This is a genomic window from Alteromonas sp. CyTr2 (assembly GCF_947311905.1).
Classification (GTDB): Bacteria; Pseudomonadota; Gammaproteobacteria; order Enterobacterales; family Alteromonadaceae; genus Alteromonas; species Alteromonas macleodii.
The window spans coordinates 13,701-30,963 of the sequence record NZ_CAMZMZ010000033.1 but is presented as its reverse complement, the minus strand read 5'-3'; the positions used below and the strand labels follow the sequence as shown (position 1 = coordinate 30,963).

Genomic DNA, 17,263 nt, shown 5'->3' with positions numbered 1-17,263 from the left:
AGGCAGGCAATTATGATTACTTGGTCATCTCTTTCGGTAAATGAGAAAAAACAGGCGCTAGCCCGCCCGGCTATGGCCAATAGCCAACAGTTAAAGCAGACCGTGGGCGACATTATCGCCCGCGTTGAAAAAGAAGGCGATGAGGCAGTACTTGATTACACACGTAAATTTGACTGCCCAGACTTAACTAGCCTTGTCCTTTCACAAGAAAACATTGATGCTCTTGCTGCGAAGGTAACGCCAGATGTAGCAAGTGCTATCGATACTGCGTTCAACAACATAAAAATGTTTCACGAAGCGCAAATGCCTAGTGATATCGCGCTAACCACAACGCCTGGTGTTAAATGCGAGCTGCGCTTCACCGCCCTTGATGCAGTGGGTCTTTATATTCCAGGCGGCAGCGCTCCACTTCCATCAACCGTATTGATGCTAGGCGTACCTGCATTGGTGGCGGGCTGCGAAAATAAGCTACTTTGTACTCCACCAAACAAAGAACAGCTTATCGCGCCTGAAATTGCGTATGCGGCCAGAAAATGCGGCATCGACAAGATCTTCTTGTGTGGTGGTGCCCAAGCAATCGCCGCTATGGCCTTGGGAACAGACAGCGTTCCTCAAGTAGATAAGATTTTTGGCCCGGGTAACAGCTTTGTGACTGAAGCTAAACAGCAAGTAAGCCAACGTGCTGATGGTGCTGCTATTGATATGCCGGCCGGCCCATCAGAAGTGTTGGTACTTGCTGATGAGTTCGCAAACCCTGAGTTTGTAGCGGCCGACCTGCTTTCCCAAGCCGAGCACGGTCCAGACTCGCAGGCTATTTTGGTGTCTAACAGCGCTACACTTATTGAAGAAGCAAAAGCCGCGGTTGAACGTCAATTAGCAACCCTATCTCGCGCTGAGATTGCCCGCCCTGCTATGGAAAATGCGCGTTATATTTTGGCTGATTCCATTGAGCAAGCCATTGAAGCAAGTAACGCCTACGCTGCTGAGCACTTAATTGTACAAATAGAGAATGCCCGTGATTATTTGCCAAAAATTAAATACGCAGGCTCTATATTCCTAGGCCCGTGGTCACCAGAATCTGCAGGTGATTACGCGTCGGGCACTAACCACGTACTGCCAACCTATGGCTATGCTAAGAATTACTCTAGCCTTGGATTATTAGACTTTATGCGTCGCTACACTATTCAAGAACTAAGCGCAGACGGCATGCGTAATTTAGGCCCTGCGATTATGGCACTTGCAGCTGCCGAGGGCTTGGATGCACACGAACAGGCCGTTGCACTTCGCATGCAGGCACTTAAGCAAGGAGACGCCTAATGTCGGCACTTATCGATAACCTAATTAACGAAAATTTAGTGCCGCTAAAGCCGTATGAATCGGCTCGTCGCTTGTTTTCAGGTGGTCAAGACTGGCTTAATGCCAACGAGTCACCTTATGCCAACGAATACAGCGTAGATAGCAGCAACTTTAACCGCTATCCGTCATGTCAGCCCGAAGCGGTAGTCAGTGGTTACGCAAACTACGCCGGGCTCGACAAATCGCAGCTTATTGTTACCCGCGGCGCAGATGAAGGCATTGAGTTACTTATTCGCACCTTCTGCACGCCGGGTAAAGACAGCATTCTGATATGCCCGCCTACCTACGGTATGTATGCAATCAGTGCTGAAACCTGTGATGTGGGCGTTAAGAAAGTGCCGCTTAACGACGACTTTAGCCTTAACGTGAATGCTGTATGCGCTGAAGATGACGTTAACGTGATTTTCATCTGTGCGCCCAACAATCCAACCGGTACGCCAGTTGCTCGTGAAGACATTAAAACCGTGCTCAATCACTTTGCCGATAAAGCACTGGTTGTTGTAGATGAAGCGTATATTGAGTTCGATGCCGACAATACGTGGGCAAATGAGATTAACAACTATCCAAACTTGGTGGTACTTCGTACGCTGTCTAAAGCGTTTGCTCTTGCCGGTCTTCGCTGTGGTTTTACACTTGCTCAGGCACCCGTCATCCAAGCACTACTTAAAGTGATAGCGCCCTATCCCATTCCAGAGCCAGTAGCGCAGATTGCTGCACAAGCATTGTCGGCTGAATCGCTAACGTTACTTGAGCTTCAGGTGGCTACCATTAACCGGGAAAAAGAGGCCCTAGCCGAAGCGCTGAATTCTATCGAAGGCTTTGAATTAGTGGGTGATAGACGAGCAAACTTTATCTTATTCCGCTACGCAAAAGCGCAAGCCCTAATGCAGTACTTGGTAAGCCAAGGCATGCTTATTCGCGATCAATCAAAACAGCTTAACTTACAAAACTGTTTACGCGTAAGCATAGGCACTGAAGAGCAAAACCAGCGTTTAATGCAGCTAATTAACGAATTTAAAAATAATGAGGACGCGGCATGAGTCAGCAAGCCATTTTATTTATTGACCGCGACGGTACACTTGTAGAAGAGCCGCCAATAGATAAGCAATTAGATAGTTTAGAGAAGCTTGTTTTCGAGCCAAACGTTATTCCTGTGCTACTTAAACTAAAGGCAGCTGGGTTTAAACTCGTGATGGTAAGTAACCAAGACGGCTTGGGTACAGTCAGTTTCCCGCAAGAAGACTTCGACAAACCACACAATGCCATGATGGCCATTTTCGAAAGCCAGGGTGTAGTGTTTGACGACGTGCTTATTTGCCCGCACTTCGATGCTGATAACTGCACATGCCGTAAACCAAAGCTTGGCTTAGTACAAGAATACCTACAGCAAGGCAAAGTGGACTTCACTCGTTCGTTTGTTATTGGTGACAGAATTACCGATGTACAGCTTGCTGAAAACATGGGTATTCGCAGCTTTCAGTACAACCGTGAAAGCTTAAACTGGAACGATATTCAGAAAAGCTTACTTGCGTCGTCACGTATTGCAGAGGTGGTACGTACCACCTCTGAAACCGACATTCGCGTGCGTGTAGATCTTGATTCGCAGGCTAAGTCGACAATTCAAACCGGCATGGGCTTTTTTGACCACATGCTAGACCAAATTGCTACCCACGGTGGCTTCGAGCTAAACCTGACTACCGATGGCGATTTGCACATTGACGATCACCACAGTGTAGAAGACACCGCCCTTGCCCTTGGCGAAGCGCTTAAAAAGGCTCTGGGCGACAAACGCGGTATAGGTCGCTTTGGTTTCGCGTTGCCAATGGATGAGTGTCGTGCGGAATGTATTATGGACATTTCAAACCGCCCACACCTTAAGTTTGACGCTGAATTTAGCCGCGACCAGGTAGGTGAAATGGCCACCGAAATGGTGCCGCACTTCTTCTACTCGCTTGCACAAAGCATGGGACTATCGCTGCACCTTTCCACCAGCGAAGGTAATGCACACCACCAGGTAGAAAGCCTGTTTAAAGTATTTGGCCGTGCGCTACGTCAAGCCATTACGCGCCAAGGTGATGCACTACCAAGTAGTAAAGGAGCCCTGTAATGTCAGTGGTAAACCCCAGGCAGCGACAAAAAATAGTTATAGTAAATACCGGCTGCGCGAACATTTCATCAGTACGCTTTGCCCTTGAGCGCTTAGGCGTTGAAGTGGACGTATCTGACGATGTAAACGTGATAAAAAACGCTGATAAAGTGTTCTTACCCGGCGTAGGAACAGCGGCAGCAGCGATGGCAAGCATTAAGCAAAAAGCGCTAGTGGAAACCCTGCAGTCGCTTACCCAACCTGTGCTAGGCGTATGTTTAGGCATGCAACTTATGGTTGAAACCAGCGCTGAAGGTGGTTTTCAAGGTACAGGCAACATCGACTGTTTGAACCTAATGCCAGGTCATGTGGCTCGCATGGAATCAAAAGGCGTGCGCTTACCTCATATGGGTTGGAACACAGTCTCTCATAAAGAAGAAAGTTTATTTAAGGGCATCCCACAAGATACCTACTTTTACTTTGTGCACAGTTTTGCCGTTCCTGAATACGAGCACACGCTTGCAAGCTGCACTTATGGTAATACGTTTTCAGCAGCTATAAATAAAGACAACTTTTACGGGGTGCAATTTCACCCAGAGCGTTCTGGCGAGGCCGGAGCACAATTACTGACTAACTTTGTGAACCTATAATGATTATTCCAGCGATTGATCTTATTGACGGACGCGTAGTACGCCTTTATCAAGGCGACTACGAGCAGAAAACCCAATACGAACTGGACCCAGTAGACGTGGTTCACGACTATGCCGACCAAGGTGCAACCTGGCTGCACATTGTTGACCTAACAGGCGCTAAAGACACCAGTAAACGTCAGCTTTCACTAATTAAGTCTATGGTCGATACCAAGCGCATGAAGTTTCAAGCCGGCGGCGGTATTCGTAGTGAAGAAGAAGTAGCGCAATTACTAGAAACGGGCGTAAGCCGCGTAGTGATTGGTTCTTTGGCGGTAAAACAACCCGAGCTTGTGAAGTCTTGGGTAGAAAAATACGGCCCAGAGCACATTGTATTGGCCCTTGATATCAATATTAGCGACAGCGGTGAAAAGCTTATTGCTACCCACGGCTGGCAAGAGAATTCTGGCGTAGCCCTTGAAGGCTTGCTTGAAGACTTCGCTACAGTAGGCGCAAAGCATGTGCTGTGTACCGACATTAGCCGCGACGGCACGCTACAAGGTGCGAACACTGAGCTGTATCAAGAAATGGCAGCCCGTTTCCCACACGTTAGCTGGCAAGCGTCTGGCGGTATTGGCAGCATCGCTGATATCGAAGCGCTAAAACCCACAAACGTTGGTGGCGTAATTTTAGGCCGCGCACTACTTGAAGGTAAATTCACGGTGAAGGAGGCTATTGCATGCTGGCAAAGCGCATAATTCCCTGTTTGGATGTACGCGACGGCAAAGTCGTTAAAGGCGTTCAGTTTAGAAATCATGAAATTATTGGTGATATTGTGCCTCTTGCCGAGCAATACGCAAAAGCGGGGGCCGACGAGTTGGTATTTTACGATATCACCGCAAGTTCTGATGCCCGCGTGGTAGACAAAAGCTGGGTAAGCCGTATAGCACAGGTTATTGATATCCCGTTTTGCGTAGCGGGCGGCATTAAGAGCATTGAAGACGCCGGGCGCATTTTGGAAATGGGTGCAGATAAGATTTCGATTAACTCCCCTGCCCTTAATAACCCAGATCTAATTAACCAGCTACACGACGTATACGGTCAACAGTGCGTCGTGATTGGTATCGACAGCTTTTACAACGAAGCAACCGACCAATACGAAGTGTACAAATTCACTGGTGATGAAGCGCGAACGCAAAAAAGCCAGTGGCAAACCATCGATTGGATTAAAGAAGTTCAGTCGCGCGGTGCGGGTGAAATTGTTCTGAACTGCATGAACCAAGACGGCGTGCGCAAAGGCTACGATGTGAAGCAGCTAAAAGCCGTGCGCGATATCTGTGAAGTGCCGCTAATTGCGTCGGGTGGCGCAGGTGAAATTGCCCACTTTACGGATGTGTTTCAACAGGCTGACGTAGATGGCGCGCTTGCAGCATCAGTATTTCACAAGGGCATCATCAATATTGATGAGTTGAAAGCAGAGTTGACCAGCAATGGCGTTGCCATGCGTAAGCGTCACGGATTAACGGCGCAAGCAGAAGGAGTAAACCCGTGATCATTACTAACGAAAACAGCAATAAATTAGCTTGGGACAAAATGGACAACCTACTACCCGCCATTGTGCAAGACGCACTGTCTGGCAAGGTATTAATGCAGGGCTACATGGACCAAGACGCATTGGCGAAAACCCTTGAAACGGGCAAAGTGACATTCTTCAGCCGTTCAAAACAGCGTCTTTGGACCAAGGGTGAAACATCTGGTAACACGCTAGATTTAGTGAGCGTTGCTTGTGACTGCGATCAAGATTCACTGTTGGTACTTGCCAACCCTAACGGCCCGACATGCCACACTGGTGTTGAAAGCTGTTGGTTCGACGGCAACACTCCAGCCTTTACGTTTCTTGCAGATTTAGAGCGTGTATTGGCTGCCCGTAAAGACGCTGACCCTAAAAGTAGCTATACCGCTAGCCTCTACAACAAAGGCATTAAGCGCATAGCGCAGAAGGTGGGCGAAGAAGGTGTAGAAACCGCATTGGCGGCTACTGTGCACGACAAAGAAGAGCTTAAAAACGAAGCCGCTGACTTGTTGTACCACTTAACGGTACTGCTTCAGGCGAGCGATATGTCGCTAAACGATGCACTTGATGTGTTGCGTGAGCGCCACAAGTAATCCGTTGTAAAACTCGTTTATTATTCAAAATGCCCTTCTCGTTTTCTACGCGAAGGGCATTTTTGTATCGCAGAGCTTTGCACTTCATTGCAATTAACATTGTTTAGCCTGCCTAAAAATTGAGCATAAAATAATCCATCAGTTAAAGAAAACGCGACTAGCGCGGCGTTCCCAATATCCAATCGATCCCTTGGATAGCAACGGTGGGAAACACGGTCGCATGTGACGCACCGCCGATAACATGCAATTGTAGTGTTATGTTTTGATCTGCCTTAGCGATGATTTTACTTGCCAATGCTTTGCTCCCCGCAACCATATCTTGACCCTCGCCAAACTCAGGCGTTTCTAAGCTTCCCACACCAATGTAAACACGCTTGGGCGATTGAGTTTCAGCCATTTCTAAGGTTAGTAAGTAATCGTCATTAAACCACACTGAAGGGCTAACAAGCACATAGTTAGAAAAGGTTTCAGGGGATTGCATGAGCACGTAGCCGCCAAATAGCCCGCCTAATGAATGCCCAATAAAAGTCCGTCGATTGGCGTCTACTCGATATGTAGATTCAATAAATGTTAATACATCTCGTCTAATAAATGACAGATACTCAGCAGCAAGACCGGTTTCCAGTTTCCAACTATTGGCTATGGCAGGAGTGTAGTCCCTTACTCTACTCTCTACGCCTTGTGATTCTAGGGAATAAGACAACCCCACTATGACCGCTTCTTCCATTTGGCCTACGTTTACTGGCATTCGTATAGAGCCTACGATAATAGGAAAACTGTAAGGCGCATCTGTTGTGTATATTACGGGGTAATCCTTGGAAGGAGATGCGTTATAGCTTTTTGGCAACTGTACAAATAACGTATATTTACGTGCAGTTTCCGTATCTTCTATTGTCACCATTTTGCTTCTAGGTAACGAAACAGACGCTTCAAAAATGATAGGTTTAATGATTGATTCAGCAAAAGCACATGAAAATGCACTTCCGACAAGAATTATTGCTGTTAGAAAGCGAAGCACCGTAACCCCTTAGTGGCTTAAACGGCATGTTATAACGCAGCTAATTTCAATTAACCACTGTTTGCACACCAAGGGTCACTTTTTGACTTCTCTATTTCTCGATTTCCCTTACCACTTGGCCATAAGCCAGCAGCGCGAACAGTCCCGTTCCGCCCACAATATTTCCTAGTAATGTTGCACCAATTAGTGAGAGTGTTTCAAGAACGCTTATTTTATTTTGCAGTGCTAACAAGAAAAGTTCTGTTGAACCGGCTATCACGTGCGTAAAATTTCCTATAGCAATTAAGTAAGTAAAAATAACTATCATCAATATTTGAGAATGCTTAACCGAAGGCTTCATCCATACAATAGCGGCAATGATAAACCCGGACGTAATGCCGTATGAGAAAGCGTCTGATGGTGATAGCTTGGCATAATGTTCAGAAATAGCGGTCATCCCTTCAACCAGCTCTGGTGGAACAGATTGCAGCGAAAAGCTGAAAAACGCAGCCAAAAAGGTGCCGAACATATTGGCGGTGAAAACGATGAACCACAGGCGCGCAATGCAAAAGCCCATATTGAACGAAGGTTTACTCAACAAGGGTAGAATGACCGAAAGCGTATTTTCGGTAAACAATTGAAGTCGACCAACAATCACCAGCACGAAACCAACCGTATAGCCCAGGTTTTCGATAACAAACTGATTGGGAGAGTTTGCAAAGAGGTGATGCAAAATTCCTTCAGCAAGAATTGAAATCGAGATGCCAATGCCTGCCGCCACACCAGACCACCACAATGACATCATAGGACGCTGAAGTTCTTCTAACCCTTCCCTGTGGACAATGGCATACAAAGAAACAGAATTTAAGCTCTGATTATCTCGTACATCTTTTTCTTCAGTATGACTAAGGGCAACGTCTTGCTCTCTATGCCCAGACTCCTTCACTTTTTCTGTCACTCTTGTCTCCTGCAACTCTTTGCTTAACTAGGACGTTTGCCTCAATTACATAGTATTTGGTCTACGACACAGCTACTTAACAGGCATCACCAGACCACCCTATTCGGTTACGTGGATTAAGCACGTTTTTGGTCACAATAATTTTGCCTATTTCAGATCTAGCACTCATTTTAATAAAAAAGCCCGCATGAACGCTGTTCACACGGGCTTTGATCTTATTAACGGCCGTTATAATGCTCGCAAAACGTAAACCATGAACTAAGGGTTCAACAATATCGGCAGCCCTAACCCAAGCGCTTCTAAACGCTCAAACTGGGTATCTTTGTCTCCAACTATCAAATAAATCATTTTATCAGGATGCACATATTTACCGTATAGGCGCTTTATCTCATCCACGGTTAACGCTTTCACCTCAGCTTCTTGCTGTAAAACGTAATCATTGGGCAAGCCAAAATCGCTGATTTCGCTAACCATATTCAGTTTAGCGCCTAACGTCTCAAACGCCCTTGCACCAGATTTAAGTGTGAATCCTTTCGTAACGCCTAGATCTTCATCTGAATAGTTTGTGCCAAACGCTGCTAATATATCCATGATAGCTTGCGTTGCTTCTAAGGTAACGTTCGACCTTACGGCGCTTCGTATGGTGAATTCACCCGTATATTGATCGCTAGAGAACGACGAACGAATGCCATAGGTGTAGCCTTTGTTTTCACGTAGTTCCTGCATAAGCTGTGAGGCGAAACCGCCCCCGCCTAAACGATAATTCATCACACTGACTTTATAAGCATCATCATGAGTAACATTCGGGGCGGAATGGCCGAAATAAAGCACTGACTGTTTAGCCCCAGGAACGTCATAGAAAAAGAGTTGGGCGCTTTCTGGCAGCTTGGGCTCTGGTACCTTCGCAAAAGTAACATCTTTTGGTAACCATCGCGCATTAAGTGGCGCTAGGCTTTTTACAACGTCCTGTTGTTTGATGTCTCCCACAACATGGAACTTTGCCAATGACGGTGTGAAGTATTTCTCGTAATACTTTTTAACATCTTCGAGCGTTGTGTCATCTACAGTTTGCTTATCACCAAGAACCGTTTGAGCAAACGGATGCGCCTTTCCGTAAAGCAGTGTTTTAAACTCGACCGATGCAATGGCATTAGGGTTCGCTTTTATTTGTTCAATCTGGTTGATTGTATCGTCTTTAGCTAATTCAAACTCTTGTTCATCAAAGCGAGGAGAAAGTATCACTTCAGTGACAAGCTGCATTAAGTCACTGTAGTGCTTAGACAAGACCGTTCCGCTAATAGTAATGTCAGTTTCAGAAGCACTGGCCTCCAGAGAAGCGCCTAAAAGCTCAATTTCCTGTTCCAGCTGCTCGGGTGTTTTTTCCGCCGTACCTTTAAGCAAAGTTGCGGCAAGTAAATTGGCGGTTCCTGTTTTACCTTCTGAGTCTAGAAGCATGCCACCATCTAGCTTTAACTCAAACGCGACCAATGGCACTTCGTCATTAGCAATACCCGTTATTTTGATGCCAGACGACAGTGTATTTTGCCAAACCTTAGGTGGTGTAATTTCTATTGATTCACCATAAGCAGGCTCTTTCGTGCGATCAAACGATGACGGAGTACGTTCGTATTCAGCCGCAACTGACGCATCAAAGCTCTCTTCCGCCCCCGCGACAATTTGCTCCTCCACTACATTAGCTTCAGTAGAGCCGCTTAACACCAACTCTTGCTGTCCCTTAGGTACAAAGCTAGTGGCGACAAACGGTTTATCCTTGATATAGGTGCTATAAACACGCATTACATCTTGTTGTGAAACGCCCAGAATTTTCTGAACATCTTGGCTGATAAATTCAGCTCCGCCCGCAAAGATTTCGTATTGCGCCAATTGAAAACCTTTACCTAAGACACTTGAAAGTCCTTGATAAAATTCTGTTTCTTGACCTGCTTTTATGCGCGCCAAATCCTTGGAAGAAATCCCGTCTTTCTCAAAGCGGGCGAACGCTTCATTAACTCCATCTGCAACAGTGTTTAAGTTCACGCCATTAAATGCCATTACCTGCAGCTGTAGCTGTCCAGCGATCTCAGCATCATAGCCATAAAGATAAACATCACTGGTGAGCTTCTTCTCGTCAACAAGCACCTTGTTCAGCGGAGCATTTTTGCCTTGGCTTAAGTACTGAGAAAGTACTTGAAGTGGATAATAGTCATCGTGATATTCAGATACGGTTGGCCACACCATAGTTAAAAGTGGCGCTTGTGCAAAATTATCTATATGGAATCGTTTTTTAGTCTCATTGAGCTTCGCAGGTTGAGGCGGTAATTTATTGATTTGCTCTCCCGCAGGAATTTCATCGAAATACTTTTTAACCCACGCTTTAGTTTGATTTACGTCAATATCACCCGCGATGGTAAGCACCACATTATTAGGTACATACCATTTTTTGAAAAACTCTTTCACGTCAGCAAGCGTTGCGTTTTGCAGATCATCTAACGACCCAATCACTTGCCAACTATAAGGATGCCCTTCAGGGTAAAGGTTTTTATCAATCACATATTGATTGTGACCATAAGGACGATTATCCACACTCTGGCGCTTTTCGTTTTTCACCACCTGCTTTTCTTTGGCGAGCACAGGGTCTGTTACGGTATTAATGAAAAATCCCAACTTATCGGCTTCAGCCCAGATCATTTTTTCTAAAGCATCAATGGGTACAGTTTGGAAGTAATTGGTACTATCACGACTCGTCGAGCCATTTGCACCTGAGCCGCCAATTTTCGCACTGAGTTTATCAAGACCGCCTTTTCCCAAGTTCTCTGATTCGAGAAAAAGTAAGTGTTCAAACAAGTGCGCAAAGCCTGTTCGCCCTTCTTTTTCTCTGGCTGAACCCACATGCGCAGTGAGGGCGACTGCAGCAACGGGATCAGACCTGTCAACGTGCAGTACAACGGTAAGCCCGTTATCCAGAGTAAAACGCTCGTAGTCCACGTTGAACAGTGACGTATTTAGGGAAGCAGTACTATTATCTGCATTAGTGGTTGTTTCGCTGGTTATATCGGAAGCAGTTCGTACATTTTGTGGATCATTGGTGTTATGCGTACACCCTGTCGAAACTGCACTTAATGTTATTACAGCAATTGCAGTGTACATTCTTGTTCGTTTGAATGTTTCAAGCATTATGTATGTTCTTTGCCAGTCAAAAATGTAACAAGTACCACAAGTGCACCACCAGTGCCATGACATTCCTTTTTCAGACATTTTAAGCATGCCTAAACGGGCGGCGTTCATCTTTTACAGAGTGCAATATAAACATATGATTGATATGAGTTTTATTGCTTTTTTTCAACGCTCAATACCCTGTAGCTAGAGCAACCTTAATTAGCTACCGACATAGTTCGTTACATTTTCCACACCTCAATTTTGAACAAATTAGGTAATTTACAATCTACATCTATTACACAAGCCATGTCGTGATAAAACTTTGATCTAACGAGCAATCTACGAAAAGTGAGAACCGAAGCCGTGTTAAATCTAAAACAGAGCGTTAAGAACAACCTGCCTTTCATTTTATTTATGGTTTTGCTTTTCTCGTTTCGAAGCAGTGTTGCTGATTGGTATTATGTCCCTACAGGCTCTATGGAGCCCACCATTCAAGTAGGCGACCGCGTAGTGGTTGATAAATCAGCCTACACGCTAGAACTGCCGTTCACAGACGTTGTTGTCGCGAAAACTGGTAACATCAATCGCGGTGACATTGTAATCATTGACAGTAATGCAGCTGATACAAGACTCATTAAACGTGTGGTTGCCATTGAAGGTGATAAGGTCAAATTAGAAAACAACGTTCTTTTTATCAATGGTGAAAAAGCAACGTTAAGCGTCAAAGGTCACAATCTTTATTCCGAGCATATTTTAGGTCAAACACGAACCATAGCGCTTAACCCATTACCTAGCCTTGCGAAAAACTTTAATTTGATCACTGTGCCCAGAGATCACGTGCTAGCAATGGGGGATAATAGGAACAATAGCGTTGATTCTCGTTATTATGGCTTCATTCCAATTGAAGAAATTCAGGGCAAAGCCAACGCTGTTGCATTTTCGTTAGATACAAAGAATATGTATCTACCTCGAAAAGAAAGGTTTTTCACTTCTCTTTATTAGATGTCGAGGATAAATTCTCTTTACATTAGCGCTAATAGACCTTTACCTATGCTCAATTTTCAATCACTCGATTACTTGTCAAATTAGCTGCATTTGCCATCAAAAGTTATCTACACGAAAAAGTAGGCACTATTTTTAATACCCAAAATACGACTATTTGTGCGTTTCTGTTTCTTATCAGAACGCATGGGCTTTATTCCACTTTTTTATTTATTCTTGTCGTAGAAGCATTGTCCCAGGGCTTTTACGCTTCACAATAATGCCCTATTCCCTCATTTCAAATTCACATTAGTAATACTCGGTTTACACACTTCGTAACCAAGTGTCACATCTTTTGCATTTTATGCTATTGCAACATAAGCATCAGGAGTGCTATTCATAAATCTGCAACAACGTAATGTTGCAGAAACACACAACAAGTAAAATGGAAATAAGGAAATAACAATGAAACAAGGTCGTAAAGTAAGTGCAATTGCAGTTGGATTAGCACTTTCAGGATTAACCTCTCTATCTCCTGCGTATGCACAGCAAGCTGACGAAGAAGCAGCCAACCTTGAACGAATTGCAGTCACCGGTTCTCGTATCAAACGTACAGATATGTAAGGCCCTTCACCTATTCAATCAATAGATGCAACAATGATTGAAGGCATGGGCTATGAAAACCTTCAACAGCTACTCGAGCGTATGCCGGCCACAGGTGCGGGTACCTTCTCGACACGCAATAACAGCCAAGACTCTACAGCCAATGGCGCGGCAGCGGTATCCCTTAGAGGTATGGGGCCAGATGCAACGCTTGTTCTAATAAACGGACGTCGCGTGGCAATTAGCGCCTTTGCTGAAAGTATCACTAACTCATTCGTTGATATTAACTCTATTCCTGTATCCGCCATCGAACGTATCGATATCTTAAAAGACGGCGCCTCTGCGATTTACGGCTCAGACGCTGTTGCAGGTGTAGTAAACGTAGTACTGAAGAAAGACTACGAAGGTCTAGAGATTAATGCAGGTTATGGTGGTACAACAGGCCCAAGCTATGATGAGACCACCGCCAGTATTCTATGGGGCTCTCAAAGCGAAAAAAGCAGTGCTACAGTTATCATCGACTATTTCAACAACAGCACGCTCGGCGCTGACGAAATGGGTCGTTACGGTACAGCCAACCAATCTCCTTATGGCGGTATGGACTTCCGTTCGTCACGAGGTTACCCAGGCTACTTCTACGTAGACGGCGTTAAAACTATCGACCCTGACTGTCCGGAAGACAGCGCAACGGCGTCTGGCAGCTGCCTATTCGATTATGGCCCATTCGGTTTAACCATACCGGCTTCTGAGCGCGTAGGCTTTATTGGTCAGTTCGACTATAAAATTGGCGACGAAACCACAGCATTTATGGAAGTTGCAATGCAGCACAATACGTCTGAAGCGGGCGGTGCAGCAACACCTCTTGATGAAGATGCCGGTTTAACCGTTCCGGGTACTCATCCTGATAACCCGTTTGGACAAGACATTGAAATTGGTCGCTACCGCCCTGTTGATGCAGGTGCCCGTCGCTGGGATATCGAATCTGACACCCTTCGTTTAGTAGCAGGCCTTCGTGGTACGTTCAATGATTATGACTGGGAAGCATCTATACAAAAAGGACGTAGCCGTTCAGAGCAAAGCGGTGATCAATCACAAGGCTGGGTTCGCGTTGACTGGCTTCAGGAACAAATTAACCTTGGTAACTACAACCCGTTTGGTGGCGTTACTAACCCACAAAGTGTAATTGATGATATTACTACTAGCCTTGTGCGCCGTGGTGAATCTCGAATGACCAGCGTTGACGCTCACATTACCGGTGAAGCATTCAGCTTCGGCGACGATGTTGTCATGATGGCAGCAGGTGTTGAATATCGCGAAGAGCAAGTATCTGACGTTCCTGATGTTCAGTTCCAGCGCGGATTAATCTTCGGTACTGAATCGGTTTCTGCCTCAGCTGAACGCGACCAGTATGCTGCATACTTAGAGCTTTCTATACCTTTAGCTGAACAGCTTGAGCTTCAACTAGCTGGTCGTTACGATCATTATAGCGACTTTGGTAGTACAACTAACCCTAAAATCGCATTACGATGGGCGCCAAGTGATGAAGTAACCGTGCGCGGTTCATGGGCTCAGGGCTTTAGAGCACCGTCTCTTGCACAAGTTGGCCTTGGCCCGTCACAGAAAAGTGTTTTCTTCGTAGACAAATATCGATGTGATGCAACAGGTCAAGATTGTGAATCGTTGGATTACAATATCGAGTTTGCGGGTAACCCTAACTTGGATGCAGAAGAGTCAGAATCTTGGAACGTAGGTGTTATCTACGCACCTATTCAAGAATTAGGCCTGAGCATTGATGTATGGAGTATTACGCAGGATAACAAAATTGATGAGCAGCAATTCGGTTTAGTTTACGACGCAGAATGTAATAACCAAGACAGCACGATTTGTGTACGCTTAGATCCACAGCCAGGCGAGTCATTAGGTGTAATTCAAAAGATTTTCAACACCTACCAAAACGTATCATCTCAAGAAGCGTCTGGTGTTGACTTCAGCGCTAACTATAGCATGGAACTGCAAGAGTTCGGTAACGTACGCTTTAACCTTGATTGGTCTTACATGAACGAATTCGAAAAAGACGGTCTTGAGTACACTGGCGAATATGGCTATCCAGAACATCGTTGGTTGTTCGGTACAACCTGGTCTAAAGGTGCGTTCGATGCCAACTTGAACATTAGCTTTATTGGCGAATTTGAAGATACGCCTGACATTGATTTCGACGGTGTGTTGGACTTTGAAGAAAATACCTCGAGAACGGTTGATTCTCAAATGTTGGTAGACTTGCAGTTTGGTTACAACTACAGCGATAACCTTCGCCTTGTAATTGGTTCAAACAACTTGCTTGACGAAGAGCCTCCATTTGCTATTGGAGATGGTGATGGCGACTTATACGGCTATGTAGGCGGCGTGCACAACCCGCGTGGCCGCTTCGTATACTCTAAACTAACTTACCGCTTCTAAAAGCCTGTAAGACGAAAAAGCGCTCAACAGCATTGCTTCACAATGGCATGCCTTGAGCGCTTTTTTTTCATTCATGTATTAACGTGTGTTTAGAAAAAAAGATATTCAAAGAGCACCGTAGTGAGCCATGCGAGAGTCACAGGCAATACAATCATCACATAGACCATAACCTCAGACCCCACCTTTTCGGCGCGCCATGCCTCCATCATCTTCACTTTAAACCTACGCTTCAGTAAGTAGGTGTAAAAAACTAGAAATACCAAAATTATAAGAATCTTTAGCATTTAGACTCCAACCGAATTGGTTAAACGGCCAAACAGGACAAAACGCTTAGGTGGCAAAAGTTCCGTCAAGTCGATTCGTTGCGGTTATTCCTCTGTGCAGAGACTATACCTTGGCAGTACACACAGCGAACCTGTTCTCAATGCCTGAATTAGCTCAACCTAATTGGAAATGAGGTAAAAAAAATGCCAGCTAAGCTGGCATTTTTTCTATATGTATTTACTTCTTTTGCTACGCTTACAATCCGAAATGAATGAGCACCAAATTACCTATTGCTGCACACAGCATAGCAAGGAAAGTCAGGATCATACCCGCGAAGCGCTGCCAGCTAACGCCTGAGTGGCGACCTAAGCCATAGGCATGTAATACACGGCCAAATAACAGTGCGCTCCCCAATGCGTGAACAGCCCACACTTGGCCAGTATTGGCTTCAAAACACGCTATCATAATAAGGGTGATGGGTACGTACTCGCTAAAGTTGCCATGTGCTCTTGTCAAACGACTCAGGTCTTCGTGACCACCATCGCCAATTCCCACTTGGTGGCGACGTCTGGCGCCAATGACTAAAAACGACAAATACAGGTAGCAAATACCCAGTAAGCTGGCGTAAAACGCCGTGATTGGCAAAACCATGGTCTACTCCACATGTTCTAGTTATATCGCGCTGTATTAATCAGCGCTTAATTCAACATTCATGGTTGTCATTAAACGTTATCCGCTAATAAGTTACAAGCAACAAAAAAGGCCGCCTAAGCGACCTTTTGTTGACGTTGTTGGCAATTAACCTAAACGTTCAGCAAGTTCAGCACTCACTTCTTCAACTGGGCGCGTACCGTCAAGCTTGTGGTACTCACAGTTTCCAGCTTCCGCTTCAGCGCTGTAGTAGTTCACAAGCGGCTTTGTTTGCTCATGGTAAATCGCAAGACGCTTGCGCACTGTTTCTTCTTTGTCGTCATCACGAACGATTAAGTCATCGCCTGTTTCATTGTCTTTTCCTTCCACCTTTGGTGGGTTGTAAACAACGTGGTAAACGCGACCTGATGCAGGGTGTACACGACGGCCACCCATACGTTCTACAATTATGTCGTCAGGAACGTCAAACTCGATGCAATGATCAACATTGACACCTGCTTCTTTCATTGCGTCAGCCTGAGGAATAGTGCGAGGGAAACCGTCTAACAAGAAACCGTCTTTACAGTCATCTTGTTCAATACGCTCTTTCACTAGGCCAATAATAATCTCATCAGATACTAGTTTGCCTTCATCCATTACACGCTTTGCTTCAAGGCCTAGCTCTGTACCTGCTTTAATTGCAGCACGAAGCATGTCGCCCGTTGAAATTTGTGGAATGCCATATTTGCCCATTAAAAACTGAGCTTGTGTGCCCTTACCCGCGCCAGGAGCGCCGAGAAGAATGATTCGCATGAGTGCGTTCTCCGCTTATGATTTTTAAACTTTTTACTTCGGGCACTTTACACATTCAACACTGGGGTGACAAGTGTAAGCAGTACCGTAAAGTTAATCTTAAGACTAATGGCGAATATATGTTCAGCTTATAGGCACTTTTGTAAATTTGCGCCTACACCCATTTA

Annotated in this window: 13 protein-coding genes and 1 pseudogene; 9 read left to right on the top strand and 5 right to left on the bottom strand. The window is 45.3% G+C overall.

The features are described from left to right. The first annotated feature begins 12 nt into the window (after positions 1–12). Genes hisD through hisIE form a run of 7 tightly spaced genes read left to right on the top strand, consistent with a single transcriptional unit; the run spans position 13 to position 6,237 of the window. A complete protein-coding gene (hisD, locus tag QME20_RS15470) occupies positions 13–1,317 on the top strand; it encodes a histidinol dehydrogenase (RefSeq protein WP_187446638.1) in 1,305 nt (434 codons plus the stop codon). Further along, the gene (gene hisC, locus QME20_RS15465) at positions 1,317–2,396 is read left to right on the top strand and encodes a histidinol-phosphate transaminase (RefSeq protein WP_049588647.1); all 1,080 of its coding nucleotides are present in this window, start codon (positions 1,317–1,319) and stop codon (positions 2,394–2,396) included. Before hisD ends, hisC begins: the two co-directional genes overlap by 1 nt. Next, complete coding sequence (gene hisB / locus QME20_RS15460) at positions 2,393–3,463, top strand: bifunctional histidinol-phosphatase/imidazoleglycerol-phosphate dehydratase HisB (RefSeq protein ID WP_049588646.1); 1,071 nt, start codon at positions 2,393–2,395, stop codon at positions 3,461–3,463. Before hisC ends, hisB begins: the two co-directional genes overlap by 4 nt. Then, positions 3,463–4,092 carry an imidazole glycerol phosphate synthase subunit HisH gene (gene hisH, locus QME20_RS15455; RefSeq protein ID WP_239219142.1) on the top strand — a complete coding sequence of 210 codons (630 nt, stop codon included), beginning with the start codon at positions 3,463–3,465 and terminating at the stop codon, positions 4,090–4,092. Before hisB ends, hisH begins: the two co-directional genes overlap by 1 nt. Then, the gene (gene hisA, locus QME20_RS15450) at positions 4,092–4,829 is read left to right on the top strand and encodes a 1-(5-phosphoribosyl)-5-[(5-phosphoribosylamino)methylideneamino]imidazole-4-carboxamide isomerase (protein WP_049588644.1); all 738 of its coding nucleotides are present in this window, start codon (positions 4,092–4,094) and stop codon (positions 4,827–4,829) included. Before hisH ends, hisA begins: the two co-directional genes overlap by 1 nt. Further along, positions 4,811–5,623, top strand: coding sequence for an imidazole glycerol phosphate synthase subunit HisF (gene hisF, locus QME20_RS15445; protein ID WP_039222819.1), 813 nt, complete (start codon positions 4,811–4,813; stop codon positions 5,621–5,623). The genes hisA and hisF overlap by 19 nt, the downstream gene beginning before the upstream one ends. Further along, positions 5,620–6,237: a bifunctional phosphoribosyl-AMP cyclohydrolase/phosphoribosyl-ATP diphosphatase HisIE gene (hisIE, locus tag QME20_RS15440; protein ID WP_015067587.1), complete on the top strand. Its 618-nt coding sequence runs from the start codon at positions 5,620–5,622 to the stop codon at positions 6,235–6,237. The genes hisF and hisIE overlap by 4 nt, the downstream gene beginning before the upstream one ends. 157 nt (positions 6,238–6,394) lie before the next feature. On the opposite strand, the gene QME20_RS15435 is transcribed toward hisIE, so the two are convergent. From QME20_RS15435 to QME20_RS15425, 3 genes are all read right to left on the bottom strand, one after another. Continuing rightward, a complete protein-coding gene (locus tag QME20_RS15435; RefSeq protein ID WP_281716207.1) occupies positions 6,395–7,255 on the bottom strand; it encodes an alpha/beta hydrolase-fold protein in 861 nt (286 codons plus the stop codon). Between the two features lie 91 nt (positions 7,256–7,346). Beyond that, positions 7,347–8,192 (bottom strand): formate/nitrite transporter family protein, encoded by an 846-nt coding sequence (locus QME20_RS15430; RefSeq protein WP_039225192.1) that lies wholly within the window; start codon positions 8,190–8,192, stop codon positions 7,347–7,349. Between the two features lie 258 nt (positions 8,193–8,450). Beyond that, positions 8,451–11,366 carry a pitrilysin family protein gene (locus QME20_RS15425; RefSeq protein ID WP_348648757.1) on the bottom strand — a complete coding sequence of 972 codons (2,916 nt, stop codon included), beginning with the start codon at positions 11,364–11,366 and terminating at the stop codon, positions 8,451–8,453. A gap of 330 nt (positions 11,367–11,696) precedes the next feature. Here QME20_RS15425 and lepB point away from each other — a divergent pair, with 330 nt between their 5' ends. Both lepB and QME20_RS15415 read left to right on the top strand, forming a co-directional pair. Continuing rightward, a complete protein-coding gene (gene lepB, locus QME20_RS15420; RefSeq protein WP_281716205.1) occupies positions 11,697–12,350 on the top strand; it encodes a signal peptidase I in 654 nt (217 codons plus the stop codon). A gap of 444 nt (positions 12,351–12,794) precedes the next feature. Continuing rightward, a pseudogene (locus QME20_RS15415) lies at positions 12,795–15,389 on the top strand (TonB-dependent receptor). Between the two features lie 519 nt (positions 15,390–15,908). Here the strand turns inward: QME20_RS15415 and QME20_RS15410 are convergent. Further along, positions 15,909–16,304: an MAPEG family protein gene (locus QME20_RS15410; RefSeq protein ID WP_014976958.1), complete on the bottom strand. Its 396-nt coding sequence runs from the start codon at positions 16,302–16,304 to the stop codon at positions 15,909–15,911. A gap of 147 nt (positions 16,305–16,451) precedes the next feature. Further along, positions 16,452–17,096: an adenylate kinase gene (gene adk, locus QME20_RS15405; protein ID WP_281716204.1), complete on the bottom strand. Its 645-nt coding sequence runs from the start codon at positions 17,094–17,096 to the stop codon at positions 16,452–16,454. Positions 17,097–17,263: the final 167 nt, after the last annotated feature.

Coding starts and splice junctions, on each gene's coding strand:
- QME20_RS15410 (WP_014976958.1), bottom strand. CDS start 16,304: ATGGTTTTGCCAATCACGGCGTTTTACGCCAGCTTACTGGGTATTTGC.
- hisH (WP_239219142.1), top strand. CDS start 3,463: ATGTCAGTGGTAAACCCCAGGCAGCGACAAAAAATAGTTATAGTAAAT.
- adk (WP_281716204.1), bottom strand. CDS start 17,096: ATGCGAATCATTCTTCTCGGCGCTCCTGGCGCGGGTAAGGGCACACAA.
- QME20_RS15425 (WP_348648757.1), bottom strand. CDS start 11,366: ATGCTTGAAACATTCAAACGAACAAGAATGTACACTGCAATTGCTGTA.
- hisA (WP_049588644.1), top strand. CDS start 4,092: ATGATTATTCCAGCGATTGATCTTATTGACGGACGCGTAGTACGCCTT.
- hisF (WP_039222819.1), top strand. CDS start 4,811: ATGCTGGCAAAGCGCATAATTCCCTGTTTGGATGTACGCGACGGCAAA.
- hisC (WP_049588647.1), top strand. CDS start 1,317: ATGTCGGCACTTATCGATAACCTAATTAACGAAAATTTAGTGCCGCTA.
- hisB (WP_049588646.1), top strand. CDS start 2,393: ATGAGTCAGCAAGCCATTTTATTTATTGACCGCGACGGTACACTTGTA.
- hisD (WP_187446638.1), top strand. CDS start 13: ATGATTACTTGGTCATCTCTTTCGGTAAATGAGAAAAAACAGGCGCTA.